We start from the raw sequence: 18,958 nt of genomic DNA, 5'->3' as shown, positions 1-18,958 counted from the left end.
GATTTGACTCGGGACAGCGCGCTCGTGGACTCGCTCCACGGGCGCGCTTCACATTCGGGACACCGTGTCAGCTTCTCAGCCTGACGGTAGATGCCGACGGGATGCGGCGTAAGCTGCCCCCATGACCAAGGTCCGCCCATTGCTTCCGTTCGGGGTCCTGTTGCCGCTTTGCCTTGCGCACGCCGAACTTCCCCCTCCCTTTCCCGGCGATCCGGAGCAAGCGCTTGAGCGGACCTGTTTCCAAACCTCCCAACCCTGGAGCCCCCGGGGGAACCTGAGGTCGGACGTCGCCCTCGTTTACGGCATCGGCCCCAGCCTGCCGAAGCGGATGAAATCCTGGCGTGACCGCGGCTACCGCATCCACGTGATGACCGGCGTTTCGTGGGGCGAGTACCAGGACTATCTTTATGGCCGCTTCGACGGCGAGAACCACGTCGACAACGCCCAGACCGACCGCGACGGCAAAGTCATCAGCCATGGCGGCGATGTTTACTACATGTGCCCCGCGGAAAACTTCGGCGACTTCTTGGCCCGTGGTATCCAACAGGCCCTCGAGGCCGGTGCCGAGGCGGTTCACCTCGAGGAGCCCGAGTTCTGGGCCCGCGCCGGCTACTCGGAAGGCTTCAAGCGCGAATGGAAGGCCTTCTACAAGGAGGACTGGCAGGACCCGCAGGCGACCGTCGACGCGCAGTGGAAGGCATCCAAGCTGAAGTACTACCTTTATCGTCGCGCGCTCCAGCAGGTCTTCGACCACGTCGCCGCGTTCAACCGGAAAACCGGCAAGAAGATCCGCTGCTACGTTCCCACCCACAGCCTGCTCAACTACGCCCACTGGCGCATCGTCAGCCCGCAGTCGAGCCTGGCCCGGATCGACGGCTGCGACGGCTACATCGCGCAGGTCTGGACCGGCACCTCGCGGACGCCCAACCATTTCCGCGGGGTTGGCCGCGAGCGCACCTTCGAGACCGCCTTCCTGGAGTACGGGGCGATGCAAAACCTCGTCCGCGCCACCGGCCGCGGGGTGTGGTACTTGAACGACCCCATCGAGGACAATCCGCGCCACGACTGGAACGACTACCGGACCAATTGGGAATCGACGCTGGTGGCCTCCCTGCTCCAGCCGGAGGTGGCCCAGTATGAAGTCGCGCCCTGGCCGGAACGGATCTTCGGCGGCAAGTATCCCCGCGGGGCTGCCGGTGCCAAACCGATCCCTCCGGAATACGCCACCGAGCTCCAGGTTGTGATGCACGCGCTGGCCGACATGAAGCAGCCGGACCACGAGTGGGACTGCGGCACCCGCGGGATCGGCGTGCTGGTCAGCGACACGCTGATGTTCCAGCGCGAGCAACCGTCGTCCAGCGATCCGGACATGGGCCACTTCTACGGCCTCGCCCTGCCGGCGTTGAAGCGCGGCATCCCGGTGACCCCGGTGCAACTCGACAACATCACCCTGCCGGGATTCCTCGACGACCAGAAGGTGCTGGTGCTCACCTACGAGGGCCAGAAGCCGCAGGGCCCGGAAGTCCACGACCGCCTCGCGGAATGGGTGAGGAATGGCGGGGTGCTGCTGGTCGCCGACGACGACCGGGATCCCTACAACCAGGTCAAGGAGTGGTGGAATGACGGCGGCACGACCGCGATGATCCCGCTCCGCCACTTGTTCGCGGCACTGGGTGTGGCGGATGACGACTTCAAGGAGGAGTCGCCGCTGCTCGACGTCGGAAAAGGGGCGGTGGCCTGGCTGCGCCGCAGCCCGGTCGACTTCTCCCGCGACGCCTCCGCCTCCGACGAGTTCGCGGCCACCCTGAAGACCGCCGTGGAGAAATCCGGCACCCCTTGGCGGGAAACCGACCACCTTCTGCTACGACGCGGGCCGTACTACGTCGCGGCGGGTCTCGACGAGTCCCCCGCCGGCGGCAGCAAGGTGCTCGAGGGACGCTTCGTGAACCTGTTCGATCCCGAGCTCAAGGTCCGGACGGAAGTCGCGGTCAGCCCGGGTTCGCGAACGTTCCTGCTCGACCTCGAGCGGATAAAACCCGGCCAAGCGGAAGTCCTCGCTTCCGCCTGCAAGGCGCTGCCGAAAGACGGTACCACCGCCTGGACCGTGGAAGGGGTCGGCGACACCCCGGCCGTCGTCCTGATCAAGTCTGCCCGGGTCCCTGCCTCCGTCACCCTGGACGGCGTGCCCGTGCCCGATGTCACCCACGATGCGGAGAACGGCCTCCTCTACATCCGGTTCCACAACACCTCCGCGCCGCGGGAGCTGGCCTTGTCCTACGACTGATCCCCCGCAACCTCCCACACCGCGAGGAACTCCCGCGCGGTGGACGGGTCATTCAGGATCACCGGGCCGCCGGACAGACTTCCTCCCTGCAGCTCCAGGAGATCCCCGGCCTTGCCTTTCCGCAGGACCCGCAAGGATCCGCTCCGGTTCGGCGCCGACTTCTTCAACAGCTCCAGCGCCACCCGTCCCATGGTCAACCGGACGTTCAACTCGACGACATGCTTGAGCGCGAGCGAACCGTCGCCACGTCGATGAACCATCGCGTCGACTCCCACCGCGCCAACATGCCCCGGCAGCACGCTGCCCAGCATCGCCGGGATCTTTTCCTGGTACCACTCCATCACCTTTTCGTCGCGGTGCAGGAAAGCCGCGACCTGCGGATCGAGCATGCTCGCCCACTTCGGCGAAACCCGGATGCCAAGAAAGCGGCCGGCGGCATCGTTCTCCATCACGGTCAGGCCGATCAGCTCGGCCTGCCCTCCGGCGGTCATTTCGTAGAGGGCTGAAAAATCCGTCACCCGCTCCAGCCAGGGCTCGATGACGACGCAGCCGTGGTCCGCGATGACATTCCGCAGCCAGTTCCGCGTCGCATCGGGCGGGCTGTCCCGGTTGATCCGCCGGTGACCCCGGCCGGCACGGGAGAACGCCGCCTTGGCCAGAACCTGGCCGGTTTCCAACAGTTCCCCGACCGCCATCTCCGCCTCGTCCAGGGTCCGGCAAAGCTTGCAGTCGCTGGACAATCCCAACCGTTCCTCGAGCCGGATCCCGATCTCCTTCGAGAACCACTCCCGCGGGGTGGACTCCACCCACTGCCAGGCGACGTTCGCCGAGACATCCCCCGCCAAGGGTCCGAGCAGGCGGCTCGCCTCCGGCGACCAGGCCCACGGCCGCAATCCACCGAGCTTCCGCCCCGCCAGGTCATCGACCGCGACGATCTCCGGCAATTCGAAGCCCGCCCGCTTCAGCGACGCCAGGTGCCCGCGCGACGGCGGACGGCGCAACACCGCGACGTCATCCTTGCGGCACCAGCCGGCGATCAACATCTCCAGATCCTCCTCGAGCGCGACCGCCGCCTTGTCCGGCTGATGGCGCGGCGACATCGCGTGACCCTCGGCGTTCGGGTTGAACCAGTGCACCACCGGCGTCCGGCCACGCGACTGCTCGCAGACCTCGAGGTGACGGATGAAGTCCTCGTCGAGTCCTGCGAGGCGGCGGCCCTCGGCGTTGAAGGGTGCCAGCCCCTTCGCGCGCACCGGGGCGAGCGGAAAGACCAGCGACTTGCGGAACGCCTGCCAGTCCGACGCCCCCTCGTCCTTCCAGCGCCGGAACCACTTCACCCCGTGGCCGACATGGCCGATCTCGTCCTGATAGATCTTTTCGAGCACCGCGGCCGTCGCGGTGTCGCCGGCCTGCCGGAACAAGCCGGCATAGTGCTTCGAGAAATCCAGGTTCGCCTGTTCGAAGGTCAGGTTCAGCCGCGTGACGAAATCCATCGGCGTCGCCATCGGCGCGATGATCCGCCAGAAGTAATCGTTCACCGGCAGTTCGCCGAACGCGATCCCGCACTCCTTCATCCGCCGCACGTACATCCGCGTGTGCATCTGTTCCTCGCGCATCGCCTCGTAGACCCCGGCGCGGTATTCCTCCGGCGCGTCGGGAAACTTGAGCAGCACCAGCGCCATCAGTTCGGCGGCGAGCAGTTCGTGGTTGGCCAGGAAGTGCAGCATCACCCCGCGTTCGCGGTCGTCGTCGAGACGGTGGATGCCCGGGAATTCGACCCGCACACCCTTCGGCCCGATTGCCAGTTCCCGCGGCCGGCCCGGTCGCTCCGGCGTGATGATAGCGGGTCCCGGCGCGTCATCAGTAACATCCCGCGGGCCAAGCCACAACTTGTCCTCCAGCGTCTCCGCCAGCAGGACCCGCTCGGCAGCCTCGCGCATTTCCATGGCCCGACGATGCCCGATCCCCCGCCATTGCAAAACCCGAATCCACCACCTTCCGCGATCCTCCCCCAAGACGCGGAAACCGGAGATCCGAGACCCTTGCCCCGCAACCAAGAACCCGGACGCCGGTTTGCTCCTCATCGTGAAAGCCATTCCCCTCCTTTGCTTGATCCTGACCCAGGCCCTCCCGGCCAACGACTGGCCTCGCTTCCGCGGCCCCCACGGCGACAACTCGCTGCCCGAAGCCGACATCATCCGCTCGTTTCCGGAATCCGGCCCGGAAGTGCTCTGGTCCCGTGATCTCAGCGAGGGCTACGGAGGAGCCGCCATCGCCGGTGACGAGGTGTTCCTCATGGACCGTGTCGATCAGGAAAAGGACGTGCTGATGTGCCTGGGACTCGCGGACGGGAAGCTCAAGTGGCAATGGGAGCACGCCTATCCCGGCCGCATTTCCCACCCCGGCTCCCGGACCGTCCCGACGGTGACCGCGGAGACGGTCTACACCAGCAGCGGCTTCGGCCATGTCTACTGCATCGACCGCAAAACCCGGAAAGAGCGCTGGGTCGTCGACGTGATCAAAACCTTCGGCGTGCAGCCGCCGCGATTCGGCTACTCGATCCACCCCGTCATCATCGGGGATCGATGCATCATCGCCCCCACCGGCGACGACGTCGGCATCGCCGCGCTCGACACGAAGTCAGGCGAGGTCGTGTGGAAATCCAAACCCGTCGGTGAAAGCCATTCGTCCCCGGTTTCCGCCCGGATCCTCGGCCGCGACCTGCTTGTCATGCCGGGCTCCCGCAACGGCGAACTGATGCTAACCGGCTTTGATCCAAAGGACGGCAGCCAGGTCTTCCAATACACCCAAAGGTTGTCCGGAGGCCGTCACAATTCGATCCCGAACATCACGATGGTCGGCGAAGACAAGGCCTTCCTCACCGGCGGCTACGGCCAAGGCACCCAGTTCCTCAAGTTCTCCGCCAAGGAGGATGCCATCACCGTCGAGAAACTCAACGAGGTGGCCCCCGGCGCCACCATCCATCCGGTCCTCAAGATCGGCGACCAGGCTTACCTCAGCTCCGGTGGAGCCGGTGGCGGTGGCCGGAGAAACAGGCGGAACGATTCCGCCAACGCCACGCCCGGGGGACTGGTCTGCATGGATCTGGACGGGAAGATTCTCTGGAGCAGCAACCGTCAACCCGACCTCGGCGAAGGCAGCATCATCTCCGCCGGCGGGATCATCATCAGCCAGGACGGCGCCACCGGCCACCTCCGCCTGATCGAGCCCGGCCCGGTCTACAAGGAACTCGCCAGCGCCAAGGTCTTCAGCAAGCCGCCCGGCCGCGAGCTCTGGGCTCCGCTCGCCCTTTCGAGAGGTCGCCTGGTCATGCGCAGCCAGAACGAGATCGCCTGTATCGACCTGTCGAAGGACTAGCGCCAACCCGCCCTATCGCCCGCTTGAACGCAGGTCATCGAGCGCGGGCCACCTTCTCCGCCTTGAGCTGGCCGCATCCGGCCGCGACGTCGATCCCGCGCCGCTGGCGGAAGGTGCAGGGGAATCCTGCTTCCAGCAGGATGCGTTGGAATTCATACCCCGCGGCCTCGCCGGCGGGCACCCCGCTGAAGCCGCCGGTCGGATTGAGCGGGATCAGGTTCACATGCCCGTCGATCCCCGCCAGCAGCGCCGCCAGGCGCCGGGCGGTGTCCGGCGAGTCGTTCTTGCCCGCGATCAAGGTCCACTCGAAGAAGATCCGCTTGCCGGTGATCTCACCGTAGGTGCGGCAGGCGGCGATCAGCTCGGCGAGCGACCACTTTTTGCTCGCCGGCACCAGCGCCGAGCGCTCCGCCTCGTTCGACCCGTGCAGGCTGACCGCCAGCCGGTACGGCTGGCCTTCCTCGGCGAGCCGCAGGATCCCGGGTACGACACCCACCGTACTGATCGAGATCCGCGACGGACCGATGCCGATCCCCCGGACGTTGGAGATGATGTCGAGGGCCCGGATCACCGAGTCGTAGTTGTGCAGCGGTTCGCCCATGCCCATCAACACCAGGTTCCGCAAGCGCTTGCCCGGTTGGGTCGCCTGCAGCACGCGCCGGGCATGCAGCACCTGGGCGACGATCTCGCCCGGCCGGAGATGACGGACGAATCCCATCTGCCCGGTCGCGCAAAAGACACAACCCATCGCGCAGCCTGCCTGCGAGCTGACGCAGGCGGTGTGGCGGCCGTCGTAGCCCATCAACACCGTTTCGGTCTCCTGGCCGTCCTGCTGGCGGAGCAGGAACTTCCGGGTCAGGCCGTCGCTGCTGTGGATCTCGGAACTGACCGCGGGAGCGTCCAGGAAGAACGCCCTGCCCTCGCCCACCTGCTCCTCGACCCAGCGCTTCAGCGGCGGTGAAAAGTCGCGCGCGGCGAGGTCGAGCTCGCCCTCGCGCTGCAGCGCCCGCCACAGCGCCTTGGCATGGTGCGGGTTGACGCCGTCGGCGCGCAGCACCGCCTCGACCTCGCGGAATCCGAGGTCGTGCAGGGAGCGGGCGGCGGTTGCCATGCCTTCCCATCTCCCGGGGAGGCCGCCGGTTCAAGTCCCGTTTGTCCCCCAATCCGCCCCCGGAGGCGAAATCGCCGCTTTCCCCGCCCCCCTCACGACTCGTTGACCGCCAGAGATTCCGGAGTGCTGGCCTGCGAGCTGCTGTTTCCGGACTTGCGATGCCGCGCCACCTGTGGGCATTGCCCCGCCGACAACGGACCGCCGCCCGGTCCTGAATTCCACCCCCTTCACTTGCCGTGAAACGCTTCCTTCCCCTCTGCGCGCTGCTGGTCGTGGTGCTCAACGTCCTCCTGCTGGTGCCGGCACTCCATGCCAACGCGATGATCCTTGGTATCGCGGCCGCCGTGTTCGCCCTGCTGACCGCCGGCCTCGCCTTCATCCCCGCCCAAACCACCGCGGCACCCACTCCCGCGGCTCCGGCCCCTGCCGCCGCGCCTCCACCGCCGGCGCCGACCGCCCACCCCGCGGAGGCCGAGGTCATCGCTTTCGTCGGCCTGCTCCAGGAAAAGGGCCGCTTCGTCGACTTCCTGATGGAAGACATCACGCCCTACGACGACAGCCAGGTCGCGGCGGCGTCGCGGGTCGTCCACCAAGGTTGCGCCGCGGTCCTGAAGGAGCACTTCGACATCGCCCCGGTCGCCGGCTCCGCGGAAGGCGAGCCGATCACCCTGCCGGCGGGCTACGCCGCGGACGAGTATCGCCTGCTCGGGAAGATCAGCGGCGAGCCCCCCTTCACCGGAACCCTCGTCCACAAGGGATGGAAGACCGGCACCGTCAAACTTCCGCGCATCCTCAAGGCCGACGGCGACCGCCTGCCCGCCATTGCACCCGCCGAAGTGGAACTGAAATGAGCCTGCAATTCAGCCTCGGCATCGACCTCGGCACCAGCAACAGCGCGGCGGCCATCGAGGAGTTGGACAGCGGCCGGGGTTCGGTCGTCGAGGTGACCCAGATCACCGGCCCGAAACAGATCGGCGAGAAGCCGACCTTGCCGTCGGCGCTTTATCTCCCGCACCCGGACGAGTTCCCCGGCGGCTCCCTGCAATTGCCCTGGGCTACAGGAGCAGGGCAGGCGGTCGTCGGCCATTTCGCCCGCGACCACGGGGCGCTGGTGCCCGACCGGCTCGTGACCTCGGCGAAGTCCTGGCTGTCGAATTTCCACACCGATCCACGGAAGCCGGTGCTGCCGTGGAATTCCGCCATCGCCGAAACCAAACTCTCGGCCTTCGACTGCTCGCGCCTCTACCTCGAGCACCTGCGCGAGGGCTTCCTCGCCGCGGAACGCTCCCAAGGCCGCGAACGGGATCTTGCCGAAGGCCAGGTCGTCATCACCGTGCCGGCCTCGTTCGACGAGGTCGCCCGCGCCCTGACCAGCGAAGCCGCCGAGGCCGCGGGACTCGGCAGGGTCGTGCTACTCGAGGAGCCGCAGGCCGCCTTCTACGCCTGGACCGCACAGGCCGGCAGCGACTGGCGCAAGCAGGTTGCAGCCGGTGACATCGTGCTCGTCTGCGATGTCGGCGGCGGCACCGCGGACTTCAGCCTGATCGCGATCACCGGCAGGGACGGTGCCCTCGAACTCGAACGCATCAGCGTCGGCGAGCATCTCCTGTTAGGCGGCGACAACATGGACCTCGCCCTCGCCTACACGCTGCAGGCGCAGCTGGAGGATGACGGCAAGGCGATCGACGACTGGCAGTTCCTCGCGCTGGTCCATGCCGCCGGGCGGGCCAAGGTGCAGCTTTTCAACGACGCTTCGATCGACGAGGTCCCGATCGCCGTGCCTTCGCGCGGCTCCGGCCTGTTCGCGAAGACCGTCTCGACCCGGCTCGGACGCGCGACGCTGGAGGCGGTCGTGCTCGACGGGTTCTTCCCGCTCACCCCGGTCACCGAACTGCCGGAGGAAAGCGCCGGCACCGGATTGCAGGAATTCGGCCTGCCCTACGCCGCCGACCCGGTCGTCAGCAAGCACCTCGCGCGCTTCCTGACCCGCAGCCTGCTAAACGTCAGGGCGAGCGAATCGCTCACCGCTCTCGTCGGAACCGCGGCCCTCGAGGGCCAATCGCTGCAACCCTCGGCAGTGCTTTTCAACGGCGGCGTCTTCAATGCCGCCCCGCTCCGCCAGCGGGTTCTCGACCTCCTCGCCTCGTGGGGGGACGGCCGGCCGGTGCGCGAGCTCGAAGGCTTCCAGCCGGACCTCGCCGTCGCCAAGGGTGCTGCGATCTACGGTCGCAACCGCGCCACCGGCCAGGGGCTGCGGATCAAGGCCGGCACCGCCCGTTCGTACTACATCGGCCTCCAGTCCACCCGCCCCGCGGTGCCCGGCTTCAAGCCACCGATCAAGGCGCTCTGCGTGGTCCCGCAAGGGATGGAAGAGGGCTCGGAATTCGTCATCGAAGGCCAGGAGTTCGGACTCACGATCGGCCGCCCCGCCGTCTTCCGCTTCTTCGCCTCGGAAGTCCGCAGCGGCGACACCCCTGGGCAGATCATCGCCAACGCGGAGCGGGAACTCGAGGAGACCAGCCAGCTCGAGGTCACGCTGCCGGCCATCGAGGGCTTCCCGGAAGGCCAGGCCGTTCCGGTCCTGATCAACCCGCTCGTCACCGAGGTCGGCCGGCTCGAACTGTGGATGAAGCACACCGGCTCTGACCACCGCTGGAAGGTCGAGTTCCAGGTCCGCACCGAGTAGCGCTCCCATGGCCCGCGCAACGTTCAGCATCGGCATCGACCTCGGCACGACCAACTGTGCCGTCGCCTTCGAAGCGCTCGACGGCGGTGGCACTCAGGTCCTCCAAATCCCGCAATGGGTGAACCCCGGCAGCCGCGGCGAAGCGACCACGCTGCCGTCCTTCCTCTATCTGCCCACCAGCAGCGAGGCGTCCGCCCCCGGTGGCAGCGCGGCCTGGATCCCCGGCCTTTTCGCCCGCAAGCAGTCGGCGGAAATCCCGGGGCGGGTGGTCCAATCGGCAAAATCCTGGTTGTGCCACCACGCGCTCGACCGCACGGCGGCCTTCCTCCCCTGGCATTCGGATTCCCTCGAACGCCGCGAGCACATCTCGCCGGTCCATGCATCGGCGATCCTGCTGAAATACCTGCGCGAAACCTGGGACGCAGGCTTTCGGAACGCGCCGTTCCACGACCAGGAAATCACCATCACCGTGCCGGCGTCCTTCGATCCGGTCGCCCAGCGGCTCACGCTGGATGCAGCGGAGCAGGCCGGATTTCCAAACTGCACCCGCTTGATCGAGGAACCGCAGGCGGCGTTCTATCGCTGGCTTGAACTGCACGATGATGCCAATGCCCTCCGCGATGCGCTGCCCGCCGATGGCCCGGAGGCCCGCACCGTCGCGGTGATCGACATCGGCGGCGGCACCTCCGACTTCAGCCTTTTCAAGATCCATCCCGGCTCGCCCCTGCCGCGGATCGAGCGTGTCGCGGTCAGCGACCACCTGCTGCTCGGCGGCGACAACATCGACCTCGCGCTGGCCCACCGGGCGCAGCAAAACCTGCCGGCCCCGACCGAACTCGCGCCGGTGCAGTGGGGCTACCTGGTCGCCCGCTGCCGCGAGCTCAAGGAACGCTGCCTGGCGGATCCGGGCGCCGGTCCGTTCCCGATCTCCATCCCCAGCCGCGGCTCCGGCCTGTTCGGCGGCACCCTCACCACCTCGATCCGCCGCGACGAGATCGAGGCGATCCTGATGGATGGATTTTTCCCGGAATGCGGCGCCGATGCCGAACCGCTCCGCGACGAGGCCGGCCTGCGCGAGTGGGCGCTGCCCTATGCCGCGGACAGCGCCATCACCCGCTACCTCGCCGAATTCCTCCGCGGCCAGCCTCCGGTCGATGCCGTGCTTTTCAATGGCGGCTCGCTGGTGCCGGATGCCCTGCGCCAGCGCCTGCAGCGACAGATCGGGGACTGGCAAGGCGGCCACCTGCCCGTCATCCTCGACAACCCCGAACCCGATCTCGCCGTCGCCCGCGGGGCGGCGCGGTTCGGCGCGCTCATCCAGCGCAAGGGCGCCCGCATCGAGGCAGGGGCCGCCCGGGCGGTCTATCTCGAGCTCCACAGCGAGGGCACGGGCCGGGAGCTGGTGTGCATCCTGCCGCACGGCGCGAAGGCCGGCGAGCGGTTCGACATCAAGTTGCCGAACCTGGAACTCACCCTCGGCCGCCCGGTCCAGTTCCACCCCTACCATTCGACCCACCATTCGAAGGACGAAGCCGGCGAACTGGTGATCTGGGACCACCATTCGTTCCACGCCCTGCCGCCGCTCGAAACCGTCGCGAAGCTCGCCGGCCCCGCGGCCGCGGGCACCCCCGACAGTATCCCGGTCCACCTGTTCGCCTGGATGAACGAGCTCGGCCTGCTTCACGTCACCTGCGCCAGCGCCGACCCGGCCATCGACCAGGCGTGGCCGCTCGAGTTCAACCTGCGGCCCCACGAAAACGGACCGCAGGACCCGATCCACTCCGTGGCCGCCGACCCCGGGGTCGACAAGGCCACGCTCGAAGCCGCCCGCGCCCTCATCACCCGCTCCTTCCGCCAGCCGCCGGGCGGCCGCGAAAAGCTCACCGCCAACCAGCTGCTCAAGCACCTGGAGTCCGAAATTGGCCACCCCAAACACGACTGGAACGGTGCCCTGATCCGCGAGCTGTGGACCGCCCTGGTCGAATGTGCGGACTGCCGCGGCCAGTCGCCGGACCATGAGGAGGCTTGGCTGATCATGGCCGGCTACCTGTTGCGGCCGGGCTTCGGCGCGGCGGGCGATGCCGCCCGGATCGACGAGCTCTGGCGTCTCTGTCACGCGGGCCCGGCCCATCCGGGCAAACGCATCGCACTGCAGCGCTACATCACCTGGCGACGGGTCGCCGGCGGTCTCGACCGGGTGCGCCAGCAGGCGCTACTCGATACAGAGTTGCCGAGGCTCGCCGGCAAGAAAGCACCCGCCGAGCTGGTCCGGCTGGCCGGCGCTTTGGAACGGATCGAGCCTGCCCTCAAGACCGAGCTCGCCACCGCTTTCACCACCCGGGCCGCCGCCCTGGCGACCGCCCGCCAGTACTGCGACCCCTGGCTTGCCGCCCTCGGCCTGCTGCTCAACCGCTCCCCCTTGTATGCCGGACCCTCCGCGGTCCTGCCGCCGGCGATGGTCGAGGCCGCCTACGAGGCGCTGCGGGACCTCGACTGGTCGATCCCCGAGCTCGCGGAAATCCAGACCCTGTTCCTGCGCGCCGCACGCGTCATCGGCGACGATTCGATCGACCTGCCGAAGCCACTGCGCACGAAGATCGCCGACCAGCTCGACGAGGCCGGCGTCGCCGCCGTGAAGGTGGAAAAGGTCCGCCGCCACGTCCCCTTGGAGCGAGCCGACCAAGCCGGCCTCTTCGGCGAGTCCCTGCCGCCCGGGCTGGTGCTCGATCCTCAGGCAGCGAGCAAGCGGTAAGCTAGCCCCGCCGCCGCGCACACACCGACCACCGGGATCATCTGCCACTTGCGCCACTGCATCAGCCAGAAGGCGATCACCGTGGCGATGGCGACGAAGAGATCCAGCGAGCCGCCCGCCGGAAACAAGGCGTGGACCGCAAACCAGACGGCGAGATTGAGCACCACGCCGACCACCGCCGCGGTGACGGCCGACAGGGCACTGGCGACGCTTTCGTTGCCGCGCAGGCGCTCGATGTACGGTGCCCCCAGGAAGATCCACAAGAAGCAAGGCAGGAAGGTCACCCAGGTCGTGACCAAGGCCCCCAGCGCCGCCGACGCCAGCGGCGACCACCCGGCCGGCGCGTGTTGCCATCCCGCGACGAAGCCGACGAACTGCAGCACCATGATCAGCGGCCCGGGGGTTGTTTCCGCCATGCCGAGGCCATCGATCATCTGCGGCGTGGACAGCCAGCCGTAGCGCTCCACCGCCTGCTGCGCGACGTAGGGCAGCACCGCATAGGCACCGCCAAAGGTGACCATGGCCGCCTTGCTGAAATACAACCCTTCCTGCGCATGCGTCTCGTCCCAACCTAGCCACAGGCCGAGCCCGAGAACCGGCAACCACCACAAGGCCAGGCAGGTGAAGACAACCCGGAGCGCACGGCCCCAGCTCGGCTGAAGATGACCCGCATCCGCCGCCAGGTCCGCGGCCGCCGTGGCACCGCCACCGGCCGGGATGACGAGGAACTTGTCGCGGCGGAACTTCCCGCCCAGCCAGCCGGTCAAGGCCGCCAGCGCCACGATCAGCGGGAACGGCGCCTTGAGGAAAAAGATCGCGACGAACGCCAGCGCCGCGATGCCCCACATCACGCCGTTCTTGAGCACCTTCGCGCCGATCCGCAGCACCGCGACGGCCACCACCGCCAGCACCGCGGGCTTGAGGCCGTGGAAAATCGCGCCGATCCATTCGACATCCTGGCCGGCCATGTAGAGCCAGCTCAGCAAGAACAGCAGCATCGCGGAGGGCAACACGAACAAGGCCCCCGCCACGATCCCGCCCCAGGTGCGGTGGAGCAACCAGCCGGTATAGATCGCCAGTTGCTGCGCCTCCGGACCTGGCAACAGCATGCAGTAGTTGAGCGCGTGGAGGAAGCGCTCCTCGCTGATCCACTTCTTCTTCTCGACCAGCTCCTCGTGCATGATCGCGATCTGTCCGGTCGGCCCGCCGAAGCTGATCAGCCCGAGTTTCAGCCAGAAGCGGAACGCCTCGGCGAAAGAGGGGCGGGACGGAGTGGAATCGGCCATGGTGATGGTGCCGCGGATGCTCCCCGCAATCCCCGCAATATCGTAGGAAAAATTCGCGAAATCGGAGGGACGCCGGATGCCGCAGCCGCCAGCATTCCCGCCATGGGATTTCCAGCATCCGTCACCCTCGCTTGCCTGATCGCCACCCTGGTCCCGGCGTCGGCCTTGAACGTGGTCTTCATTCTCGCCGACGACCTCGGCTACGGCGAGCTCGGGAGTTTCGGCCAAGAAAAGATCCACACCCCGAACCTCGACCAGCTCGCCAAGGAAGGCACCCGCCTCACCCAGCACTACAGCGGCGCCCCGGTCTGCGCGCCGGCCCGCTGCACCCTGATGACCGGCAAACACCTCGGCCACACCGAGATCCGCGGCAACCGCCAGGCAAAGGTCTCGTTCCCGCAGTTCAAGGAAGGCCAGCACCCGATCGGCGCCGACACCCTCACCGTCGCCTCGGTCTTCCGGCAGGCCGGCTACGCCACCGGCGCGATCGGCAAGTGGGGCCTCGGGCCGGTCGGCTCCACCGGCGATCCCAACAAGCACGGCTTCGACCTCTTCTTCGGCTACAACTGCCAGGCCGTCGCGCATTCCTACTACCCGCGCTACCTGTGGAAGAACGACCGCCAGGTGGAAATCAACAAAAAGCCCGTCCCCGGCCACGCCAAGCAACCCGACGGCGAGGTGAAGGCGGAAAAGTGGATCGGCGAGAACTACGCGCCCGACCTGATGGTGAAGGAGGCCGAGCAGTTCATCGCCGACAACGCGCGGAAGCCGTTCTTCCTCTACCTTGCTTTCGTCGAACCCCATGTCGCCATGCACCCGCCGCTCGACCGGCTCGACGAGTACCCGGAGGAATGGGACACCAAACCCTACCGCGGCGAATGCGCCTACCTCCCCCATCCCCGCCCCCGCGCGGCCTACGCGGCGATGATCAGCGACCTCGACCGCCACGTCGGCGCGGTCCGCACGGCGCTGGAGAAGGCCGGGGTTCTCGATGAAACCCTGATCGTCTTCACCTCCGACAACGGCACCACCCACCGCGGCGCGAACGGCACCGCCTTCAACATTGGTGGCTGTGACGCCGACTTCTTCAACAGCACCCGCGGTCTCAACGGCTTCAAGGGCTCCGTGCTCGAAGGCGGACTCCGCGTGCCTACCATCGTCCGCCTGCCCGGCAAGGTGAAGGCCGGGGCGACCGACGCCACGCCCGGCTATTTCCCCGACTGGTTCCCGACCCTGTGCAAAGCCGCCGGCCTCAAGGCCCCGGAAGGCCTCGATGGCATCGACCTGTGGCCGAACCTCACCGGCGGCGAGACCGTCAAGCGCAGCAAGCCAATGCTGTGGATCTATCCCGAATACGGCGGCCAGGTCGCCGTGCGGCTGGGGGATTTCAAAGTCCTGCGCCGCGGTCTCAAGACCCGCAAACCCGGCACTTGGGAAGTTTTCAACGTGATCGAGGACCCGAATGAAACGACCGACCTCGCCGCGGGCCATCCGGAACTGATCGCGCAGGCTGCCGCGCTGTTGAAGCGCGAGAACAGCCCGAACCCGATCTTCCCGATGGAAACGCCGGATGCCTGAGCAGAGGGGATCCCCGGTCCATCTCCCGGACCACTGCAGAGCGGACTTGCACGGTCGCCCCCGTCCTGCCGGCACCCGATAACGGGTCCGGCCACCGGAAGACGCGTGCCCGGATTGACCCGGCGGGACGGCCAACTTCCCCGAATCGGTCAATTTTTCCCGCGTCCTTGCGCCGCCCGCAGCGACCCCCAATCATCACCGTCCGGCATCATGACCTTGTCCGCCCTCGACCTTTTCACCATTGGCATCGGCCCCTCGTCCTCGCACACCGTCGGCCCGATGCGGGCGGCCAGCCAGTTCGTCCGCCGGCTTGAGGAATCGGGCCTGGCTCCCCGGGTCGCCCGCTTGCGTTGCGACCTCTACGGGTCGCTGGCGGCCACCGGCAAGGGTCACGGCACCGACTCGGCGATCTTGCTGGGATTTCTCGGCGAGGAGCCGGAACAGGTCGAAATCGACAGCATCCCCGGCAAGCTCGCCGCCATCCGCGCGGGCACCTTGCTCACCCCGTGGGGGGCCGAGCTCCCCTTCAACGAAAAGACCGACCTCGACTTCAAGCGGATCAAGCCACTGCCGCTCCACCCGAACGGCATGCACTTCACGGCCCTCGACGCGGCGGGAACGCCGCTGGCCGACGCGATCATCTACTCGCTTGGGGGCGGCTTCATCGCCAGCGAAGCGGAGATGCAGGCACCCGCCGTCGCCGAGGTCGAGGTTCCCCACCCCTTCGCCAGCGCCGTGGAGCTGATGGCGAACTGTGAAAAGACCGGCCTCTCGATCGCCGAGCTGATGCTTGCCAACGAAGCGGCCTTCCGTCCTGAAGCCGAAACCCGCGCGCGGCTCGATGCGATCTGGACCGCCATGCAGGACTGCGTGAAGCGTGGCTGTGCCCTCGAGGGCACCCTCCCGGGCGGCCTCAAGGTCACCCGCCGGGCCAAGGCGATCTACGAAAACCTGCGCAGCACGCCCGAAGCGTCCCTCTCCGATCCGCTGAGCATCCTCGACTGGGTGAATCTCTACGCCCTGGCCGTGAACGAGGAAAACGCCGCCGGGGGCCGGGTCGTCACCGCGCCGACCAACGGGGCCGCCGGGATCATCCCCGCGGTCCTCCATTACGCGGTGCGCTTCCGTCACTCGCCGCACCCGGACGGCGTTCACCGCTTTCTCCTCACCGCCGCCGGGATCGGCATGCTCTACAAGCGCAACGCGTCGATCTCCGGTGCCGAAGCCGGCTGCCAGGGCGAGGTCGGTGTCGCCTGTTCGATGGCCGCAGCCGGCCTGGTGGAATTCCGCGGCGGCACACCGAAACAAGTCGAGAACGCGGCCGAGATCGGCATGGAGCACAACCTCGGCCTGACCTGCGACCCCGTCGGCGGCCTGGTCCAGATCCCCTGCATCGAGCGCAACGCCATGGCCTCGGTGAAGGCGATCAACGCCGCCCGCCTCGCCATGGCCGGCGACGGCTCCCACTTCGTGTCCCTCGACAAGGTCATCAAGACGATGCGCGACACGGGCCGCGACATGAAGTCGAAGTACAAGGAAACCTCGCGCGGCGGCCTCGCCGTCAACGTGGTGGAGTGCTGATCTAACTTCAATTTTCGATCCAGCGGGTGCTTTCCCCGCTGCCACGGATTCAGGCGATCCCGGTGGTTCGGAGACCATCCCGGCGCCCACGGGCCCGCCGGCGCATTGTTTCAAACCCGTTTTCCCGGGTTGTCCGCCATCCGCGACGTGATGACTCGTTCCGTCCACACCCCATCACTTATCGTGCAAGAAAGAAAGGATCCATGACCGTTACATAAATATCATCAATTGCCGTTGAAGGATCATCATATCTGGAATAGATCCCGCTCAGGTTTCCCCTCCCCATGAACCGCGAGAACTTCAATTCCCTTGCCCCGCGCCTGGAGGCTTCGCGGCGGCAGCCAGGGGAGTTCATGCGGCACGCGGTCGGGTGGATTATCATCGGATATATCTCGCTGGCCGGCGCGGTACTGACCGGCCTGCTCATGCTGGCCTCCGGGGCCATCATCGCGGGCTTCAACCCGGGACCGGGGGCCACGGTGCTGGCGGTGCTTCTGGCCATGGCGGGACTGGGGCTGTCCGCCTTCGTGATGGCCTGCCTATGGGTCCGCTTCGACCCGCCCGCGGGGATCCTTTTGAAGGAAGCCGATCACCCGGAGCTGCACGGGATCATCCGTGAGATCGGCGAACGGGCGGGAGGGGTTCGCTTCGACCAGGTGATCCTCGATCCCGAGTTGAACGCATCGGCGGTCCAGAATCCCCGGCTCGGGATTTTCGGCTGGTACCGGACCTATCTGGTCATCGGTCTCCCCCTGATGGAGTCGCTTCCGCTACCGGAGTTCAAGGCGGTGATCGCCCACGAGATCGCCCACCTGTCACAGTCGGACGGCAAGACGGCGGCCTGGCTGCACCGCACCCGCGAAACCTGGGAGCGGATCGCCAGCCGCGCCTCCTCCCAACCGTTCTGTCCCCTTTTCCGCAGCTTCTTCAACTGGTTCTGGCCGCAGTTCAACGCGAAGTCGTATGCCATGGTTCGCGACCACGAACTGGAAGCCGACCGGCGGGCCGCCGGCTGGGTTTCGACGGACGCGCTGGCCTCCGGACTGAAACGCCTGGCTATCCAGAGCTGCCGGGCGGACGCCCAATTCTGGGAGCCCCTGGACCGCCTCACCGAAAGCGCCGGGGAGCCGCTGCCCGACGACGTCATGGCTCGCTACTCGAGCTTCTTGCGCAAACCGGCGGAAGACGGGCAAGCCGGCATCTGGCTGGCCGAGGCCTTGGCCCGGCCTCCTGAAGCAACCGACAGCCACCCGACCCTCGCCGCCCGTCTCTCGCACCTCGAGCTGGCCGGACCGGTCCTCGACGAACTGCCCCCGGAGATCCCCGAGAAATCCTCCGCCGCGGAACTGCTGCTCTCGTCCGAGGTCATCGACCGCGCCCGCCGCGAATTCAGCACCGGCTGGCTGGAAGAGGCCCAAGAGTTGCGCGCCCGCCGGCCGCCGGCCGAACCCAAGGCACCCAAGGAAAGCTGCCGCAGGGCATGGCAGCGGATCGCGGCCCTGGCCCGGCTGGACGGCCTCGAAAAGATCCAACCGGCGGTGCTCGAGCTGCTGGAGGACAAGCCCTCGCACTCCGGTGCACTCTACCTGCGGGGCTGCTATCTCGCCCAAAAAGGAGCCGCGGAAGCCTGCGACTACCTTGAGCGCGCTGCCGCCGACCCCACCCTGGCGGCCCGGGCCTTCGAAACGCTCGCCGGGATTCACGCCGTCAACGGCCGGCACGACCAGCTCGGCACGCTCCGGGAACGCGCCAACCGGCACGAACTCGAACTCCGTGCCGCCCTGATCGAGCGGAATCAGGTGAGCCCCGAGGCCTCGTTTCTCCCCCACGACCTCGGTGAGGAGGAACTCGCGGATCTGCGGCGGGCCCTGGAATCGGAAACCTCCATCCACCGGGTCTGGGTTTGCACCAAGCAGGTCCGCCATTTCTACCAGTGGCGTCATCTGGTGCTGGTGCTGGAGTTGCGCGGACCTGCCGCGAGGAGCTTGTCCGGCGAAGGCCGCCAGCGGCTGGAAGACCGGTTGCTCGACGCCTGGGATTGCGATGACTACACGACCATTCTCGTGAAGAACGAGGCCAACCGCGGGGTTCTCCAGGCGATGCGCCGCCGCATCGCCGACTGCGAGGTCTATCGCCGGAAATGAGGTCGTTTCTCGCCTCCGAAAAAATAATTTCGGATTCTTTGAACATTCACCCTCCCCGGGGGTCTGAATCCCAGAAGACCGCGCAGTGCGTGAGTTTTCATGTAAGGGTGAACAGCAAATTGTCAGCACCCCGCCTTCCGGTTTCCGGAGGCCGGGAT

General features: G+C 67.3%; 11 protein-coding genes. 8 read left to right on the top strand and 3 right to left on the bottom strand.

Features of this window, described 5'->3' with window-relative positions; all coding sequences use genetic code 11:
- The first annotated feature begins 121 nt into the window (after positions 1–121).
- Positions 122–2,284, top strand: a complete 2,163-nt coding sequence (locus IG178_RS09940; RefSeq protein ID WP_193212392.1) for a DUF4350 domain-containing protein — start codon at positions 122–124, stop codon at positions 2,282–2,284.
- Here IG178_RS09940 and IG178_RS09935 read toward each other — a convergent pair.
- Positions 2,275–4,230 carry a DUF455 family protein gene (locus tag IG178_RS09935; RefSeq protein ID WP_193212391.1) on the bottom strand — a complete coding sequence of 652 codons (1,956 nt, stop codon included), beginning with the start codon at positions 4,228–4,230 and terminating at the stop codon, positions 2,275–2,277. The two genes, IG178_RS09940 and IG178_RS09935, sit on opposite strands and share 10 nt — an antisense overlap.
- A 139-nt stretch (positions 4,231–4,369) precedes the next feature.
- On the opposite strand from IG178_RS09935, the gene IG178_RS09930 reads away from it, so the two are divergent.
- Positions 4,370–5,662, top strand: a complete 1,293-nt coding sequence (locus tag IG178_RS09930) for an outer membrane protein assembly factor BamB family protein (protein WP_193212390.1) — start codon at positions 4,370–4,372, stop codon at positions 5,660–5,662.
- 34 nt (positions 5,663–5,696) lie between these two features.
- Here IG178_RS09930 and rlmN read toward each other — a convergent pair whose 3' ends face one another.
- The gene (gene rlmN / locus IG178_RS09925) at positions 5,697–6,773 is read right to left on the bottom strand and encodes a dual-specificity RNA methyltransferase RlmN (protein WP_193212389.1); all 1,077 of its coding nucleotides are present in this window, start codon (positions 6,771–6,773) and stop codon (positions 5,697–5,699) included.
- Between the two features lie 236 nt (positions 6,774–7,009).
- Between rlmN and IG178_RS09920 the strand changes: the two genes are divergently transcribed.
- The 3 genes from IG178_RS09920 to IG178_RS09910 are packed head-to-tail and all read left to right on the top strand — an operon-like array spanning position 7,010 to position 12,211.
- Complete coding sequence (locus tag IG178_RS09920; RefSeq protein ID WP_343225957.1) at positions 7,010–7,624, top strand: DUF2760 domain-containing protein; 615 nt, start codon at positions 7,010–7,012, stop codon at positions 7,622–7,624.
- Positions 7,621–9,459, top strand: coding sequence for an Hsp70 family protein (locus IG178_RS09915; protein ID WP_193212388.1), 1,839 nt, complete (start codon positions 7,621–7,623; stop codon positions 9,457–9,459). Before IG178_RS09920 ends, IG178_RS09915 begins: the two co-directional genes overlap by 4 nt.
- A 7-nt stretch (positions 9,460–9,466) precedes the next feature.
- Entirely contained in the window at positions 9,467–12,211 is a 2,745-nt protein-coding gene (locus IG178_RS09910; protein WP_193212387.1) for a hsp70 family protein, read from the top strand.
- Here IG178_RS09910 and chrA read toward each other — a convergent pair.
- Positions 12,190–13,497 (bottom strand): chromate efflux transporter, encoded by a 1,308-nt coding sequence (gene chrA / locus IG178_RS09905; RefSeq protein WP_193212386.1) that lies wholly within the window; start codon positions 13,495–13,497, stop codon positions 12,190–12,192. The two genes, IG178_RS09910 and chrA, sit on opposite strands and share 22 nt — an antisense overlap.
- 102 nt (positions 13,498–13,599) lie before the next feature.
- Here chrA and IG178_RS09900 point away from each other — a divergent pair, with 102 nt between their 5' ends.
- From IG178_RS09900 to IG178_RS09890, 3 genes are all read left to right on the top strand, one after another.
- Positions 13,600–15,075, top strand: coding sequence for an arylsulfatase (locus IG178_RS09900; protein WP_193212385.1), 1,476 nt, complete (start codon positions 13,600–13,602; stop codon positions 15,073–15,075).
- Between the two features lie 210 nt (positions 15,076–15,285).
- Positions 15,286–16,656, top strand: coding sequence for an L-serine ammonia-lyase (locus IG178_RS09895; RefSeq protein ID WP_193212384.1), 1,371 nt, complete (start codon positions 15,286–15,288; stop codon positions 16,654–16,656).
- A 284-nt stretch (positions 16,657–16,940) separates the two neighbouring features.
- Positions 16,941–18,800 carry a M48 family metallopeptidase gene (locus tag IG178_RS09890; RefSeq protein ID WP_193212383.1) on the top strand — a complete coding sequence of 620 codons (1,860 nt, stop codon included), beginning with the start codon at positions 16,941–16,943 and terminating at the stop codon, positions 18,798–18,800.
- Positions 18,801–18,958 lie beyond the last annotated feature (158 nt).

Source organism: Neoluteolibacter marinus (assembly GCF_014904755.1).
Lineage (GTDB): Bacteria > Verrucomicrobiota > Verrucomicrobiia > Verrucomicrobiales > Akkermansiaceae > Haloferula > Haloferula marina.
Note: the sequence above shows the minus strand (reverse complement) of the source record. Positions and strands in the feature narration are given on the sequence as shown.

Coding starts and splice junctions, on each gene's coding strand:
- IG178_RS09935 (WP_193212391.1), bottom strand. CDS start 4,230: ATGGAAATGCGCGAGGCTGCCGAGCGGGTCCTGCTGGCGGAGACGCTG.
- IG178_RS09910 (WP_193212387.1), top strand. CDS start 9,467: ATGGCCCGCGCAACGTTCAGCATCGGCATCGACCTCGGCACGACCAAC.
- IG178_RS09940 (WP_193212392.1), top strand. CDS start 122: ATGACCAAGGTCCGCCCATTGCTTCCGTTCGGGGTCCTGTTGCCGCTT.
- IG178_RS09895 (WP_193212384.1), top strand. CDS start 15,286: ATGACCTTGTCCGCCCTCGACCTTTTCACCATTGGCATCGGCCCCTCG.
- IG178_RS09900 (WP_193212385.1), top strand. CDS start 13,600: ATGGGATTTCCAGCATCCGTCACCCTCGCTTGCCTGATCGCCACCCTG.
- IG178_RS09890 (WP_193212383.1), top strand. CDS start 16,941: ATGAACCGCGAGAACTTCAATTCCCTTGCCCCGCGCCTGGAGGCTTCG.
- chrA (WP_193212386.1), bottom strand. CDS start 13,497: ATGGCCGATTCCACTCCGTCCCGCCCCTCTTTCGCCGAGGCGTTCCGC.
- IG178_RS09915 (WP_193212388.1), top strand. CDS start 7,621: ATGAGCCTGCAATTCAGCCTCGGCATCGACCTCGGCACCAGCAACAGC.
- rlmN (WP_193212389.1), bottom strand. CDS start 6,773: ATGGCAACCGCCGCCCGCTCCCTGCACGACCTCGGATTCCGCGAGGTC.